The organism is Campylobacter sp. DY7, from assembly GCF_057802535.1.
On the sequence record NZ_JBYJAU010000001.1, the window covers coordinates 199,742 to 215,757 of the forward strand.

10 protein-coding genes are annotated in these 16,016 nt (G+C 27.7%); 2 read left to right on the top strand and 8 right to left on the bottom strand.

Going from position 1 to position 16,016, the window contains the following annotated elements; genetic code table 11:
* Nucleotides 1–450 precede the first annotated feature (450 nt).
* The 7 genes from AC1B00_RS01010 to lolA all read right to left on the bottom strand — a co-directional run bounded on the left by AC1B00_RS01010 (nt 451) and on the right by lolA (nt 10,796).
* The gene (locus AC1B00_RS01010; protein WP_488847698.1) at nt 451–4,335 is read right to left on the bottom strand and encodes a hypothetical protein; all 3,885 of its coding nucleotides are present in this window, start codon (nt 4,333–4,335) and stop codon (nt 451–453) included.
* 72 nt (nt 4,336–4,407) lie between these two features.
* Entirely contained in the window at nt 4,408–4,941 is a 534-nt protein-coding gene (mog, locus tag AC1B00_RS01015; RefSeq protein WP_488847699.1) for a molybdopterin adenylyltransferase, read from the bottom strand.
* Entirely contained in the window at nt 4,941–6,470 is a 1,530-nt protein-coding gene (locus AC1B00_RS01020; RefSeq protein WP_488847700.1) for an AAA family ATPase, read from the bottom strand. Before AC1B00_RS01020 ends, mog begins: the two co-directional genes overlap by 1 nt.
* Complete coding sequence (mtaB, locus tag AC1B00_RS01025; RefSeq protein WP_488847701.1) at nt 6,445–7,689, bottom strand: tRNA (N(6)-L-threonylcarbamoyladenosine(37)-C(2))-methylthiotransferase MtaB; 1,245 nt, start codon at nt 7,687–7,689, stop codon at nt 6,445–6,447. The genes AC1B00_RS01020 and mtaB overlap by 26 nt, the downstream gene beginning before the upstream one ends.
* A 9-nt stretch (nt 7,690–7,698) precedes the next feature.
* Nucleotides 7,699–9,234, bottom strand: coding sequence for a mechanosensitive ion channel domain-containing protein (locus AC1B00_RS01030; RefSeq protein ID WP_488847702.1), 1,536 nt, complete (start codon nt 9,232–9,234; stop codon nt 7,699–7,701).
* Nucleotides 9,231–10,262, bottom strand: a complete 1,032-nt coding sequence (aroB, locus tag AC1B00_RS01035; protein WP_488847703.1) for a 3-dehydroquinate synthase — start codon at nt 10,260–10,262, stop codon at nt 9,231–9,233. The genes AC1B00_RS01030 and aroB overlap by 4 nt, the downstream gene beginning before the upstream one ends.
* A 3-nt stretch (nt 10,263–10,265) precedes the next feature.
* Nucleotides 10,266–10,796 carry a LolA-like outer membrane lipoprotein chaperone gene (gene lolA, locus AC1B00_RS01040; protein ID WP_488847704.1) on the bottom strand — a complete coding sequence of 177 codons (531 nt, stop codon included), beginning with the start codon at nt 10,794–10,796 and terminating at the stop codon, nt 10,266–10,268.
* Between the two features lie 69 nt (nt 10,797–10,865).
* Here lolA and secA point away from each other — a divergent pair, with 69 nt between their 5' ends.
* Nucleotides 10,866–13,361, top strand: a complete 2,496-nt coding sequence (gene secA / locus AC1B00_RS01045) for a preprotein translocase subunit SecA (protein ID WP_488847705.1) — start codon at nt 10,866–10,868, stop codon at nt 13,359–13,361.
* A complete protein-coding gene (locus AC1B00_RS01050) occupies nt 13,358–14,119 on the top strand; it encodes a glycosyltransferase family 25 protein (RefSeq protein ID WP_488847706.1) in 762 nt (253 codons plus the stop codon). The genes secA and AC1B00_RS01050 overlap by 4 nt, the downstream gene beginning before the upstream one ends.
* Nucleotides 14,120–14,123: 4 nt before the next feature.
* Here AC1B00_RS01050 and AC1B00_RS01055 read toward each other — a convergent pair whose 3' ends face one another.
* The gene (locus AC1B00_RS01055) at nt 14,124–15,986 is read right to left on the bottom strand and encodes a DUF1561 family protein (protein ID WP_488847707.1); all 1,863 of its coding nucleotides are present in this window, start codon (nt 15,984–15,986) and stop codon (nt 14,124–14,126) included.
* Nucleotides 15,987–16,016: the final 30 nt, after the last annotated feature.

A 16,016-nucleotide genomic window follows, 5' to 3' on the forward strand; every position in this document is an offset into this window, starting at 1 on the left:
CTTAGAATTTCAATCAAAAAATCAAAGAATTTGAAATAGGAATTTCAAATTGTATTTTTCTCTAAAAAGTTTTTTGGCATTTTTGTAATACTTTTTTATAGAAGTGGGTAGGAAAACTTGATGGTAGTCTTTCTCTACCCACCCCCACTTCCGTAAGCTTTCCTCACCCTTTTTTTCTATCGCTACTATTGGGTAAAGACAAGTAAAATCTATAACTCACTTCGCAGTTTGATGGATTTTAACGCTATCTTTACGGATTTTAATGTAGTTTTGCCCCACAAAATTACATTAAAATTTCAAGCAAAAAATCAAAGAATTTGAAATAGAAATTTAAGCTTTATTTTACTTATATATATTGAAAATTTAAATAATTAAAAGTTTTATTTTAAGTAGTTTTATTATAAAAAATTGAAGATATTGTATAACCCTAGCCTTTTGGCTAGGGCTTGTTTATTTTATAAACTCTATTGTAAATGTAGAGTATGAATCTAAATATTTATAAGCTGGATCTTTTATGTTAAATCTAATTGTATCTTTAACATATTGATTATGCTTTAAGTTATTTGGTATTTCGTATTTATTTCCAACTAAACTTGAGCGAGAATAATCAGAAATTAAATTAAATGAACCTATTGCATTGTTATATAGGCCTTCAAAATTATTAACTTTAGTATTTATTTTTTCAAAACCTTTATTCTCAACATATTTCAATAAGCCTGCACTAGTTGATTCAATATTGTGAGTATTTACACTTTTTCCACTTACTTTAATATCCTTAAAGAATAATCCTGTATAAGCAAATCTATATTCTTCTGACTTTGTGAAGATATTATTTTTAACTTCTTCTTTACCATTTGCAAATGTTATTTTAGAATCTGCATTTGAAATTATAAATTCTCTTACTAAATTAGGCTTTCCTCCAATTGTTTTTGGATAACCGATCTTGTATTCAAATTTAGCAAAGTTTTTAGCATCAAAATCACTATCGTTATAAGAGCTTAATTTGTCTGCTATATTCAATGCAGTTAATTTATCATTAAATTTATCATTTAAACCTGATAGCTCAAATACATTTTTCTTACTTGTTGCTTTAACATCTAGGTCTGAGAAAGTTTTAATTATAATTTTATCAACATCTTTTGGCTCAGTTTTATAAGTTAAATTTAATTCAGCTTTTATTGTATTACTATCATATTTTTTATAAAAGTATGAACCATTGTTTGTGTTAGCAACTTGTAAAGGAATTCTTAATCTTTCACCATCTAAATCACTAAACGGAACATAATCTACAAAATGCGTGTTAGTAACACTAACTTTAATATCTTTACCTTTTGTATCTTTTTCTAAACTAAAGCTTTGGCTTGCTGTAAAATTAACATCAATTTCATTACCCGGAGTTTGGCAGTTAATCTTACCATCTGTTCCTATTTTATTTGCTTCATGCTTATAAAGAGATTCATTAGTATTTTTACATAAATCATCTTTTAAGTCTTCATAAGTAAATTTATTTTCAGCTAATAAAATTTTCGCATCTGTAACCATAGGGAAAACTGTCTTAATTGCAAAATTTCCATTGTTTTTATTAAAATTAACAAACGAAGTAGTTGTATTATCAACCCTATTTAATAAATTAGCATTCTCATCTTCTAAATTAAATGTCTTAACTCCAGTTAAAGGCTTAGCATAAGCTACTCTTAATTCTGCAATTCCTATACCAAATTTATCATCTTTAATATCAGCAGTAAAAGTTACATTATTATTTAAATATCTATCATCTATTTTACCTGCATTTTTATCAAAGCTATCTTTTCCTGAGATCTTATATTTAATTTCTTCAGGTCTAACTGTAAATTCATTACTTTCTTTGCTTCCTAACTCAACACATTCATCAAAAATTTTATCAAATTCTGCAATTTTGTAGCGGAATTTATTGTTTTGACTTACAGGAAGTTTTTTATTTAACTGAATAATCATCTCATTTGATAACTTGTAATAACCATTGCAAGTTTTATCATTATTTCCAACTTCTTTTTGTAATTTATAGCCTTTTGAAAATACCTTAGCATTTAAATCAGTGTTATCTTCATTTAAAAATTTAATATAGCGATTTTCTACACTATATTCACTTGGTAGTTTAAAGCCTAAAAATATATTTTGTTCATTTGTTCTTGTATATATTTTATCAGCTATTTTTACTTTAGAAGATACTATTTCTTTATCATCAATAACTATATTATTTTCATCAGTATAAGCAGAACCTAAAGTTGCTCCTTTTGGCATATTCATACCGCCTAAAATAATTTCAATATTACCTTTAGAGCTACCCTTTACTATATCTACACCTGATTCTTGATACATAGGACGAGTATATTTTCTCTCTTTTGTTACAGCTTTACAATTACCTGAAGTAGGACATTCGTGCTCTTGATATCTTTCTGTAATTTCTTCAACTATTACTTTAGGAGTAAGTTTAATGCTGTATCTATTACCATCTTCTATTTCTTTATCAGTAATATTTACTAATTTCTTAAATGCTTCTTTTCCAAATTTAAGACCAAAGCCTTTAATGTCTTCTTTAACAAAAAGTTCAATTTTAGTTAAGTCAGTTTTTATATTTACTGGCTTTTCGCTAACTGGACCATTTATATTTGAAATCTTTTCTTTAGTTAGTTCAAATTCAGTCATATAATACTTAATACTTGTTTTTAAATCACCTTCATCAGTTACTCTATCAGCAGCTGTAAAAGGCATTTTATTATTATTCAAGCTAATATAAACATCATCAAGACTAGTTGCTTTTAAAGCTTTTGTAATACTATCTTGATTTGCAGAATCTGTTATTGTAAAGTAATTTGCATCAGGAACAAATTTTACTTTTAACTCACTAATTACGGTTGGAATTATTTCTCTTTTTGCTAAAGTAAATCCGTGTCTATCAGGTTTAAACGATGGTCTTGCATTTACACTGAAGTAATATTCTTGCAATTCATTGCCTGTATCATCTGTGAATACACCCTTATGGTTTCCATTGTTTTTATGAATACTAAACACACCATGTTGTCTTTGCCAAGTGCTGAATGCATTATCTTTTGCAAAACTTCTTGTATTTAACCAATCAAAATAACTAGCTCTTGAATAAGTAGAAGTAAATTTCTCTAAGTCATAGTTATAGCACTTGTTTACACCACCTTTATAGTCATTTGTTCTATTGTTATTTTTTGAGTCATTATAATCAGCAAAATAATCACTATAATTAAATGGTTTAATTTTAGAGTTTTTCAATATGAACATTTCTTTTGCTCTATTGAAATCATAACTATTGAGGTCACCTTTTTCAAAAACACCTCTATAAGCATCACAAACGCCTTGCATACTTAAAGCATCATATCTTTCATCTACATAAATTAGCTTATTGCTGTCTTCTCTCCTAGGACTTTCGTAACTATTGATTTTATCATCAATATATGAACACCCTTTACCATTTGAAACAACATTATTACTACTTAAAGTAAAATCACCTATGATATCTGAAAAATGTCTAAATATATCTGGATACCAACCATCACCCACATAAGCTTTAGGCTCTTGTTGATCTAGTAAATATACTATATAAGGCTCTTGCTCATTATTCATAGAACTTGAAACCATAACCCTGCCAGTTGAATAAGTTTTAAACTCTTGATAGAATTCTTGAACCACTTTTCTATCGTTATTTTCGCCTCTTACATCGGTTAATAATTTAACAGTTTTCTTAAATTCTCTAGAACCATTTTTTAAGTCAATAATATTTGGCTTACTTACACCTAATACTTTATAATACGGACTTAAATCTAAATTGTTTAAACTCTTGCTGTTATCACTTATATATTGTTTTTCAGCATTATAAACAGCTTTACACTCATTTGATAGATTTTTAGTATTGTTTAAAAGGTTCTTGTAAGATGATATAAAATCATTTGCTTCGCCTAAATTAGCTCTATGTTTAACCTGAGCTTTAAAAGCTGCTGCCATTCTTGAATCATAGTATGTCATTCCACATTTTCTAAGCGCTTCATACCTAACTTTTTCTGGCTGACTTGCTGCTGCGTTTTGTGTTAAGATATTGATTAAATGAAATTCTCCTGATTCATAAGCAATATCTCTTTCATTAGAAACACATTGAATGTAAAAGTCATCTTGCTTTGGATCTTTTCTTAAAGTTGTACATTTCTTTAAGTTGTCTAAGCTTATATTACCACTAAGGCAATCACTTGCTCCTGAAATACTCAGTTCTTCTGCATTAATGTTTGAAAAAGTTGATAATACTGCTAATGAAAACACAATTTTCTTATTCATATTATTCTCCTTAATTTGATTAAAGTGTTAAATTATAAATTTATTCATTAAACAATTTTTCCCTTAAGGGCATTATTTTGACTTTGGTCTAAAGACTTTTGGAGCTTTTTCGCTTTCGTTTATATAAGCTGCTTCAATTAAATCTAGGCAATAAGGTATCGCAGGAAAGATTGGCTCTATACATTCACGAATAGCTTTTGGCTTACCTGGAAGATTAATCACTAATGAATTACCCCTAATTCCTGCTAATTGACGGCTCAAAATTGCCGTTGGAACAATTTTAAGTGAGCTTGCACGCATTAATTCTCCAAAACCTGGTAATTCACGCTCGATTGCCTTTTTTGTAGCTTCAGGGGTAACATCTCTAATAGCTGGACCTGTGCCACCCGTTGTAAAGATTAAATCACATTTAAACTCATCAGCCATTTTGATAATTTCATTTTTTATTAATTCTTCTTCATCAGGGATTAAAGAATATTTAAAATCTATTTCGTTTAATAAATATTCTTTCATAATTTTTCTAATCTCTTCTCCGCTAATATCTTCATACACACCTGCACTTGCTCTATCTGAGCTAGTAATTATTCCAATTTTTACAATATCCATTATTTATCCTTAAAAAATATTCTTTCTTTTTGCATTAATTCATCTGCTAATTGCTTAATATCTATCTCATAAGCTTTTAAAAATTCTTTGCATTCTTCTTCTAAATTTCCTATTTCAAATTCCATGTAAAATTTGCTTAATTTTTGGATTTTTTCATTATCTTTAGCGAAATTATCATAATTTTCACCCAAAAACATCTCATTGGCAAGCATTCCTGATAATAAAATTTTTATTTCATTTTTGATTTCTGAGAATGATTTTATATTTTCATTTGGATAAAAATATTCAAAATGAAATAAATCAGCATAAACTAATCTAGCATCACAAATCTTTGCCATTGTGATTTTGCCTGCTTGATAGATTGCTTGAATATATCTTTCGCTCTCATTTAAATGTAAATCTTCGCTAATTCCGTGCTTTATGTTTAAAATCTCAAGCATTATTTCATCTTCTCTAAGTTTATTTTTAAGTCTTAATTCATTTTCTAAACTCTTAAAACTAGCCCCACTAAAATCCCTTGAAATAAATGCTAAATAATCTAAATTATAATCAGGACTAATTAAATCTTTTGCTACTAAATCCTTTAAAAACTCTAATCTATCGTTATATGTAGGTAGAGTAAAATGAATTTTCCTATCAAATCTTCTAAGCAAAGCATTATCTAATACATCAGCTCTATTTGTAGCTGCTATTATTAAGACATTTTTAAGCTCGCTAAAGCCATCAATTTGAGTTAATAATTCATTTAAAGTATTTTCACTATCGTTTGCTAAGGCATTTCCACGCTGTTTTCCAAGTGCGTCAATCTCATCAATAAATACTATGCAAGGTGCAAGTTTTTTAGCATTTGCGAATAATTCCCTAACCCTTTTTGCACCAAGTCCTACAAAAATCTCATTAAAACTACTCGCACTCTGATATAAAAAATTCACTCCGCATTCATTAGCTAAAGCCCTTGCTAGCATAGTTTTACCTACACCACTAGCTCCTGTTAGTAAAACTCCTTTGACAAAACTTGAATTATTTTTCTTAAACAAAGCACTTAATTTTCTAAGCTCATTTTTTGCCTTTGTTTGCCCTATTACATCGTTAAAATTGCTATCGGTTTTAATTACGAATCTAAATTCTGGCTTTAGCATATTATTAATAGGATGAGAGCTTGAGCCTTGTTTTGCGCTAAGACTTCTAATATACATTAGATAATATATAAAAACACCTATCATTATTAAAAGTAAGATTATTGAATAATCAAACTCTACTTTATTTTCTATGCTTGTATGATTTAAGATTTTTTTGATGATTTCATCATTTGCTAGTATTTTATAATCTTTATTATTTATAGAAAAATAAAGCATATTTTCATATAAATATGCATTATTTATATTTTTTAAATCTAAGCTTGAAAACTCATTTATAGATATATTTTGCTCTTTTTTAGTTAAAGAAAATACGCCTAAAGCAATAATAATTGCAATAATACAAACGATAATAATTTTTATTTTTTTAGTAAATGGCTGTTGTTTTGTCAATTTCTACCTCGTAATCTTTTATGTTTATCCAAGTTTTTAATAAATCTTTATCTGATTTAATTTTTACTAGATTAAAAAACTGATCATATCCTTGATAAAATCCGTCTTTAAATTGTTCTACTAAAACTAATAAATCTTTTTGTTGTTTTCTAAACTCATAATTTTTCATTTTAGTAATTTCTTTAATCTCATTTAGTCTTGCTTTTGCTGTATTTTTGTCTATTTCACCTAAGGTTTTTGCTAATTCTACACTTCTTGTGCCATCTCTTTTAGAATAAATAAAAGCATGAAGATGAGTGATAGGAAATTTCTTAAAATTATTTATAGCATCAGCCCATACCTCATCACTTTCGCCTGGATGAGCTACTATATAATCAGTCCCTAAAGCATAGCCTTTAGATGCTAAAAACTCAAATAATTCTAAATCTTTATAAGCTTTATTTCTTCTTTGCATAAGTTTTAGCATATATTCATTTGTGTGTTGCAAGGCAATATGAAGATGACGCTCTAAAAAATCTTCATCTAAAAGCTCTTTAAACTCATCATCAATTTGAACCGGCTCAATACTTCCTAAGCGAACTCTTTTTATACCTATTTTGCTAATTTCTTTCAATAATTTTGCTAAAGAAAAATCAATATCCTTACCATAGCTTCCTATATTTGTGCCTGTTAAAACTACTTCTTTATAACCATTATTAGCTAGGGTTTTTATCTGAGTTATGATTTGCTTACTTTCAAGACTTCTTGCCTTACCACGCACACTAGGGATTATGCAGTAGCTACATGCAAAATCGCAACCTTCTTGGATTTTAACAAATGCCTTTGTGTGATTTTCGTAATTGCTAACAATCTTTTCATCAATGAATTTTAAATTTCCTAAATCAAATTCCTTTGGATTTAAGATAAATTTATTCACATTTGATTTAAGTGATGCACCCATTACTCCATCTACAATCTTGCTATCATATAAGTTTTTACCAATGCTAGCTGCTGCACAGCCTGTTAAAATAAATTTCGTATTTGGATTATGATTTTTTATATGTCTTATGTATTGCTTTAAGCCTTGATCAGCTTGATTTGTAACGGTGCATGAATTAATGATTATCATATCGGCGTTTAATTCATCATTTATTATTTCGTTATCTTTTATATAGCTTTTGATTAGCTCGCTATCATAAATATTGGTTCTACAACCAAAAGTTTTAATATATATTTTCATTATTTTCCTTTAGAATGGTTGGTTTGTTCTTTTATCTAAATACAAAGTTTGTGATGGGAATGCTAATTTTATATCATCACATTCTTTTAATCTTTTTATTATTTCTTCACTTACTATACTTCTCATTTTTAAAGCTTCCCTTGAGTTTGCCATATACCAAATAGATATTTTCACTCCATATTGTTCTAGCATTACGAACATTTTTGGGTCTGTTCCTGAGTTTTTCATTTGATAATGATTTCTCATTTTTTGAATAGCTTTTTTTGCACTATCACTAAATGCTTGAGTGTGTGTTTGTGCTGATTCTAAGATTATTTGCTTTGCTTTTTCAATATTGCTTGAAAAATCAAGAACAATGTCTATTCCATCCCAAACCGTTTTCATATAAGAATAATTATAATTTGAAATTAATTCTGTAAAAATATAATTATTAGGAATATAAATAATCCTTCCTGCACGACGATTTGTTAAAAAAGTAGTATATGTAACATCTTCATATATAGTCATTTTAAGTAAAGATATATCAATGATATCTCCTACATAAGTAACTCCATTTTTAGTAGCTTTTATCCTATCGCCTACATGAAATCCGCCTCCAAATTGAAGTGTAACCCAACCTAAAAGGCTCATAAACATATCTTTCATAGCAATAGCTAAACCAGCTGAAGCAAAACCTAAAACACTTACTAGATAACTAATATTTTCAACAAAATAAAATAATGAAAACATAGTTACTATAATAAATGTAAAAATATTTAAAATCTTAAAAGAAGTATAAACCTTATCTTTATCATCTACATATTTTCTAAGAATTAAACCTACTAAATATCTAGCGATAAAAATACAAATAATAATAGCTATAAATTTAATAGCACTATCGTATTGTTTTTTAATATCTGCATTAATTAGTTTAATACTATTTGCAACCTTTACTTTAAATATCTCATAGGCATTTGTTATGTTTTCTAAGGTGCTTTTATAATCGCTTAGCTCTTTTATTGAATATGCTAATTCCTGATTTAAATTCTCGCTAGGTTCAAGCTCATATAAACTCTGTAAAAGCTTTGTTTTTTGCTCTACTTTTGAAACTAGGCTTGTGAAGTCTTTTAGTTTGCTTTCGTATTCTTTATTTTCATTTAGCAATTGCTTACGCTCTGATAATCCTTCAATAACTAAATAAATATTTGAAATCTTTTTATATTCACTTGGCTCACTTGGAAGATTTAAATATTTTACTATGCTATAAGTCTCATAATCTTTTAATACATTAAGCTTATCTTCTAATATTTTAATCTTGCTTTCAAGCTGTTCTCTTTGAGTTTTTTTAGCTTTAATTAAGCTATCATTTGCATCTTTTAATTCGTTTTTTAGTTTTAAATATTCTTGGTAATTTTTATAATTTTTTATTGTGATATTTTCTTTTAATTCATCATTTATTTTATGTAGTTTTTCTTTAAGATTGTAAATACTTTCAAGGTTTTTGCTAAACTCATCTTCAGCCATAACAAAACCAAATAAAAGAAAAATCGCAAGTAAAAATCTCATTCAAATTCTCCTAAAGTATCTAAAATAACTTTTTGATTAATGTCGTTTTTGATAATACTCATTTCTTTATTGTCTAATAAAATAAAATTAATCTTTCCACTTAGAGTTTTTTTATCTTGAAAAAAGCCTTCATAAAAACTATTTTTTGAATTAATTTTGTATTCAGTAGGAAGTTTGAAATTATTTAAAGTATTCTTAATTCCTATTTCAAATTCCTTTGAAATAAGTCCTAAATTATAAGCTAATCTATTAGCCATTACAATGCCCATAGAAACTGCTTCTCCGTGCAAATAAGTATTGTAATTTGTCTCATTTTCAATAACATGAGCGAATGTATGCCCGTAGTTTAATTTCATTCTAAGATTATCTTCAAACTCATCATTGATTACAACATTTGCTTTTATTTTGATTGTTTTTTCAACAAATTCTAAAATATTTTCAAATATATTTTCATAATTTAAAGCACTTAATTTCTTATAAAAATCTAAATCAAAACATAAAGCCATTTTAACAACTTCAGCCATAGCAGCACTAAGTTCTCTTTGCTCTAAAGTCTTAAAATAATTTGTATAAATATAAACAGCACTAGGTTGCTTGAAAGTTCCTATTAGATTTTTTCCATATTTATTGTTTATTCCTGTTTTACCGCCCACTGCAGCATCTACACTTGCTAGTAATGTAGTAGCTATATTTATATGACTTATTCCACGCTTATAAATACTAGCAACAAAGCCACCTATATCGCTAATTACTCCGCCGCCTAAATTAACAAGCAGATCACTTCTACTAATTTCAGCCTTAAATAATTCATCTAAAATGTAATTTACACTATCAATGTTTTTATATTGCTCGCCATCAGGAATTACTATAATTGCTTTTGGTTTTTTACCTATTTTATTTATTACATCTTCTAAATATAATTTTTCTAAAGTTGTATTTGTTAAAATCGCATAATCTTTGTTGATTTTAATAGCTTCATCTATATAAACTTTATAAGCTTTATCTTTTAAGTCAATATCTATTATCATGTTCTACCTTATAATATCGTAATTATTTGGGATTTCATACTTAAATAAACTATCTTCTAAATCGGTGTTAATTTTAGTATTTGTAAAATCAATACTTACTTGATTATCTAATTCATCTTTATAACTAATATTTGTTAAAACATCATTAAGGACTTTAACATAATAAATCACATTTTGATAATTAGCTTTATAAATCAAAGTATTTTTGTCTTTTTTATCTAAAATTACATTTTTTAATATATTTTCTAAATCAATTTCTTCTTTACTTATTACAACCTGCTCTAAATCATCGTCTATAACAACAACTTCTTCTTTATTTATATAAACACGCTTTTCATCAGGGTTTAAGTATTGCCATAAACTTTTATCATTTTTATAATAAAATTTTCCTTCATATATTAAAGTCTTATTAGAAGTATCAACTACAACTTGAGTAAAATCAGCTTTAAAATTATTATAATTTATATTATCAATTTTAAATGCAAATGCAAAAATGCTGAAAGCACACAGCAAAAAGATTTTTTTAATATCCATTTAATATCCTTTTATTTATTTTAACAAATATAATTATATTCAAAAATCAAAACCAAGAGGTAAATTTAAATGTTTAAAAGTATAGCAAAATGTATATTTGGAACTCGTAATGATAGACTTCTTAAAGCATACAAAAAAAGAGTATCAAAAATAAACGCACTTGAAGAAAAATACCAAAAATTAAGTGATGATGAAATAAAAGCTGAATTTAACAAACTACAAAACAAAGTTTTAGAAAATCATGAGAATTTAGATTTGGTATTAGAAGATGTATTTGCAATAGTTAGAGAAGTAAGTAAAAGAACTCTAGGACTTAGACATTATGATGTTCAATTAATAGGTGGTATGGTTTTAAACGATAAAAGCATAGCAGAAATGAAAACAGGAGAAGGAAAAACTCTTGTAGCAACCTTGCCTGTTGTATTAAACGCAATGACAAAAAAAGGCGTTCATGTAGTTACTACGAACGATTACTTAGCAGCAAGAGATGCTAATGAAATGAGTGCTATTTATAATTTCTTAGGATTTAGTGTAGGAATTTTAGTAAGTAATGACCATAGAAACAGAAAAGCTATTTATGATTGTGATATAGTTTATGGAACTAATAGTGAATTTGGTTTTGATTATTTAAGAGATAATATGTGCTTTGAAGCGGCTGATAAGGTGCAAAGAAATCATTATTTTGTTATCGTTGATGAGGTTGATAGTATTTTAATTGATGAGGCTAGAACTCCACTAATTATCTCAGGTCCAACAAATAGAACTCTTGATGGCTATATTAAAGCTAATGAAGTAGCAAAGCAAATGATAAGAGGGGTTGCTCCAGAAGATCCTAAAGAAAAACCAAGTGGAGACTTTATAGCAGATGAAAAAAATAGAACTATATTAATCACTGAAGCTGGAATTTCTAAAGCTGAAAAATTATTTGGAGTTGATAATTTATATAGCCTTGATAATGCTATTTTAGCTCATCAATTAGACCAAGCTCTTAAAGCAAATAATTTATTCTTAAAAGATACTCATTATGTAGTTAAAGATGGCGAAGTAATGATAGTTGATGAATTTACAGGTCGTATTAGCGAAGGAAGACGCTTTAGCGAAGGACTTCATCAAGCATTAGAAGCTAAAGAAGGTGTAAAAATCCAAGAAGAAAGCCAAACTCTAGCAGATATTACATATCAAAATTATTTTAGAATGTATGAAAAATTAGCAGGTATGACAGGAACTGCTCAAACAGAAGCTACTGAGTTTTCTCAAATTTATAATTTAGATGTAATAAGTATTCCAACAAATGTGCCTGTAATTAGAAAAGATTTAGATGATTTAATTTATAAAACTCAAGATGAAAAATTTAAAGCCGTTGTTGAAGAGATAAAAAAGGCTAACGCAAAAGGACAACCTGTATTAGTAGGAACTGCAAGCATAGAAAAAAGTGAGCTTTTACATGAATACTTAAAAAAAGCAAAAATCGCTCACAATGTATTAAACGCTAAAAACCACGCTCATGAAGCAGAAATTATTAAAGATGCAGGTAAAAAAGGAGCGGTTACAATTGCTACAAATATGGCAGGTCGTGGGGTTGATATAAAAATTACCGATGAGATTAGAGAGCTAGGTGGTTTATATATAATAGGAACAGAAAGACACGAAAGCCGTAGAATTGATAATCAATTAAGAGGTCGTGCAGGAAGACAAGGCGATCCTGGGATTTCTAGATTTTATTTAAGCCTTGAAGATAATTTACTTAGAATATTTGGTGGAGATAGATTAAAAGCTATTTTTACAAAGCTAAAGATTGCTGAAGGAGAAAGTATAGAAAGCTCTCTTGTAACTCGTGCAGTAGCAAGCGCTCAAAAGAAAGTTGAAAATCTTCATTTTGAAAGCAGAAAACACATACTTGAATACGATGATGTGGCAAACGAGCAAAGGAAAACTATATATAAATATAGAAATGAACTACTTGATGCAAATTATGATATTGATACAAAAGTAGAACAAAATGTGGCTGAATATGTAGATTATTTAATAAATAATCTACATGATGTAAGTGCTGAAAATCTAATAGAATTATTTAAAAATGAAATTAATTTAGAGCTTGATATTGAACTATTAAAGACATTAAATCTTGAAGAGAGTAAAAGTGTAATTAATAACGCAATCCTTACTATGTTAAAAAATAAATTTAGCATAGTGCCTGATGGCGAAAGAGAAAGAATTGAAAAATTATTATATTTACAAGTTTTAGATGGAGCTTGGAGAGAGCATTTATACCAAATGGATATTTTAAAAACAGGTATAGGACTTCGTGGATATAATCAAAAAGACCCATTAGTAGAATATAAAAGAGAAAGCTACAATCTATTTATGGAATTAGTTGAAAGAATTAAGAGTGAAAGCATAAAAGTATTATTAATAATTCAACTAAGAGCTCAAGAAGAAGTTATAGAAGAAGAGCAAGTTATAAATAAAAAACAATCAAGAAATGATTTATGTGCTTGTGGAAGTGGTAAAAAATATAAAGATTGTTGTGGTAAAAGTGGTCCTAAAACAGGAGTTTTTGCTTGAAATTTTTTATAATAAATTTAGAGCAAGACATTGAAAAAAGAGAAAAAATAATAGCCCTTTGCGAAAGCTTTGGGCTCGATTGCGAAATAATACCTGCAGTATATGGCAAAGCATTAAGCGAAGATGAGATAAATGAATTAGTAGCACCAATAGAAGAGCAATTAAAATATCTTAGAAAGCCATTAAATCGTGGAGAAATTGGCTGCTCACTAAGTCATAAAAAATGTTATGAAGAAATAGTTAAAAGAGATTTAAAAGAAGCTATTATTTTAGAAGATGATGCTATATTTAATAAAGAATTAATTGATTTTATAAATAGTATAGATAAAAATTTACCTAGTGATTTAGATTTATTACTTTTAGGACATTATTGGCAACAATATAGAGACGATGGATATACCATTAATACCCCATATTCATTAAGATATAAAAAAGAAATTAGCAAATGGACTATTAGAAAAATAATAGGTAGAGGTAATGGAACACACGGATATTATATAAATAAAAAAGGTGCTCTAAAATTATTAGAAAAAATGAAAAAAATTTATATAGCAGCAGACCATTACACTTCAAATACTAACTATGTTAATGTTTATGCAATTTATCCTACGGTTGTTAATGTAGATATTAATTTTCAAAGCACCATTAATGAAAATGGTATTAAAAAAAGATCTAAATTTGGAAAAATTATAAAAACTATAAAACAAAAAATACTTTATTTTATTCCGTCGCTTAAAAAACCAAAAGATTACATTTAGCAGTTTAACTGCTAAATGTAAAATCAACTTCCATTAAATCACATCTTCCAAAACCACAAGCATTTGCATTGTTTGGATTTAAGAAGTTTCCATTACCTCTTCTGTGATTTCCATCTCCTGTGCAATCAAATTGATTTAACACTCCACCTAATTCATTTTCTCTACTACCTACTAAACCAATTAGAGTTAAGCCTGTAATATTATATCTAGCATGTGCATTTAAAGATGCTCTTAGATTATAAACACTAGTAGAAGGAGTAATCAGGCTTGAGAATTCTTCTTCTGTTATATTTTCTGCATTTGTTGGAATTACTACAATTCCTGCATTAGTTGCTATAATAGGAACTGCATGAGCTCTACCATTTTCTAAGTTTAATAATCCTATAAATAAAGATCCTAATGGAGCACTAAATAATCTTCTTAATTGATTATCAATTTCTCCTTCTTCACTAATAGAACTTAAACTCCACTCAAGCCAAGGCAATACTCCACTAGTAAGCGCCCACATAGCTCTAACACCTCTTGAATATAAAGATTCTCCAAATACAAGCTCATTACCCCATAATTCTAAAGCTTCTTGCATTGAATTATATGATGCAGGATTATGTCTTTGAAATGAGATAAAAGGACTTGTATGGTCTGCATAATCAAACAATAAACCTATATTAGAGCTTTCTAAATCAGGATTTTCAACATAAGCATGAGTAAGCAAAGAAATTATTTCATAAGTTTGTAGCATGCAAATTCCACATAAGCCACTCGCATCACCACTGCTATCGGTAGATCTTGCGATTCTTAATAGCCTATCCTTCCAATTTGCTAACAATGGATTAAAATTAGCTAAAGCATCACTTCTAATATCTCTTTTAAATATTCTTTCATTTCCACATTTATTAGCACTAAATGTAGAGTTTTTAGCATTATAATTTCTTATTTGATAAACACTTGAATCAAAGAAAAATTGACCATTTGATTGTTTGCTAGCTGCTAAATTTTCTTTATAATATTTTTTAGTTACTATAAATAATTTACCAAAATCTCCGCCTCTTGCAACATCTAATAAATTATTTTTGCTATCTACTATAAAAGAATTTTCAAATAAATTAAAATTCCAAGCAAATTGACTTTCTCTATCTTCAAAATTACATTTTTTAAATCCTATAAAGGTAAAGTCTTTATTATTTAAATTACTTTCAAGACATTCAAAACTAGCGCTTTTAGGATTATAAACAGCTATTTTTCCTGTAAAGGTATCATAATAAAAATTAAATGGCGTTTTACTAGCTCCATTTTTATTCAAATAAAATCTTTCTACTTTATTGCCCGTTTGATTTAGAAAATAAATCGGAGTTTTAAGAGCATAATTTACAGGTGGTGGAGTAGCCTCTAGCCATTCTTTCATCACTTCTTTAAATATATTTAATTTATTTCCAAAATTATTATTTGTTGCAACAACTAAAAAGTTTTTTTCTGTAATTTTTGTCTTAGGATAAGCACTTAAACTAAATTCATCTTTTATATTAAACCACTGAGAATCATCGTTTAAAATACAAGGCTTAAGCTCAACATAATCACTTGTTTTTCTGTTTCTTTTCATATCATCACTTAAACTTGCACATAACCAGTTATCATTAAATCTAAAAGCTAATCTTTTATATAAATCATATCTTGAGGTTCTAACATCCTTGCAAGGCAACATTGCAAGCAATGTTCTATCTCCTACTATTTTTGGCCCAAGACAAAATACATTACCATCCCAAGCTTTTACAAAAAGTCTTGCATCTTGAATCTTATTGGCTCTATTTTGTGCTACACTCTGTGCAAAAAGCGTAAGACTTAGAGCAAAAAGTATAAAAATCTTTTTCATCAAATCTCCTTTTTTTGTTATTATTAAAAT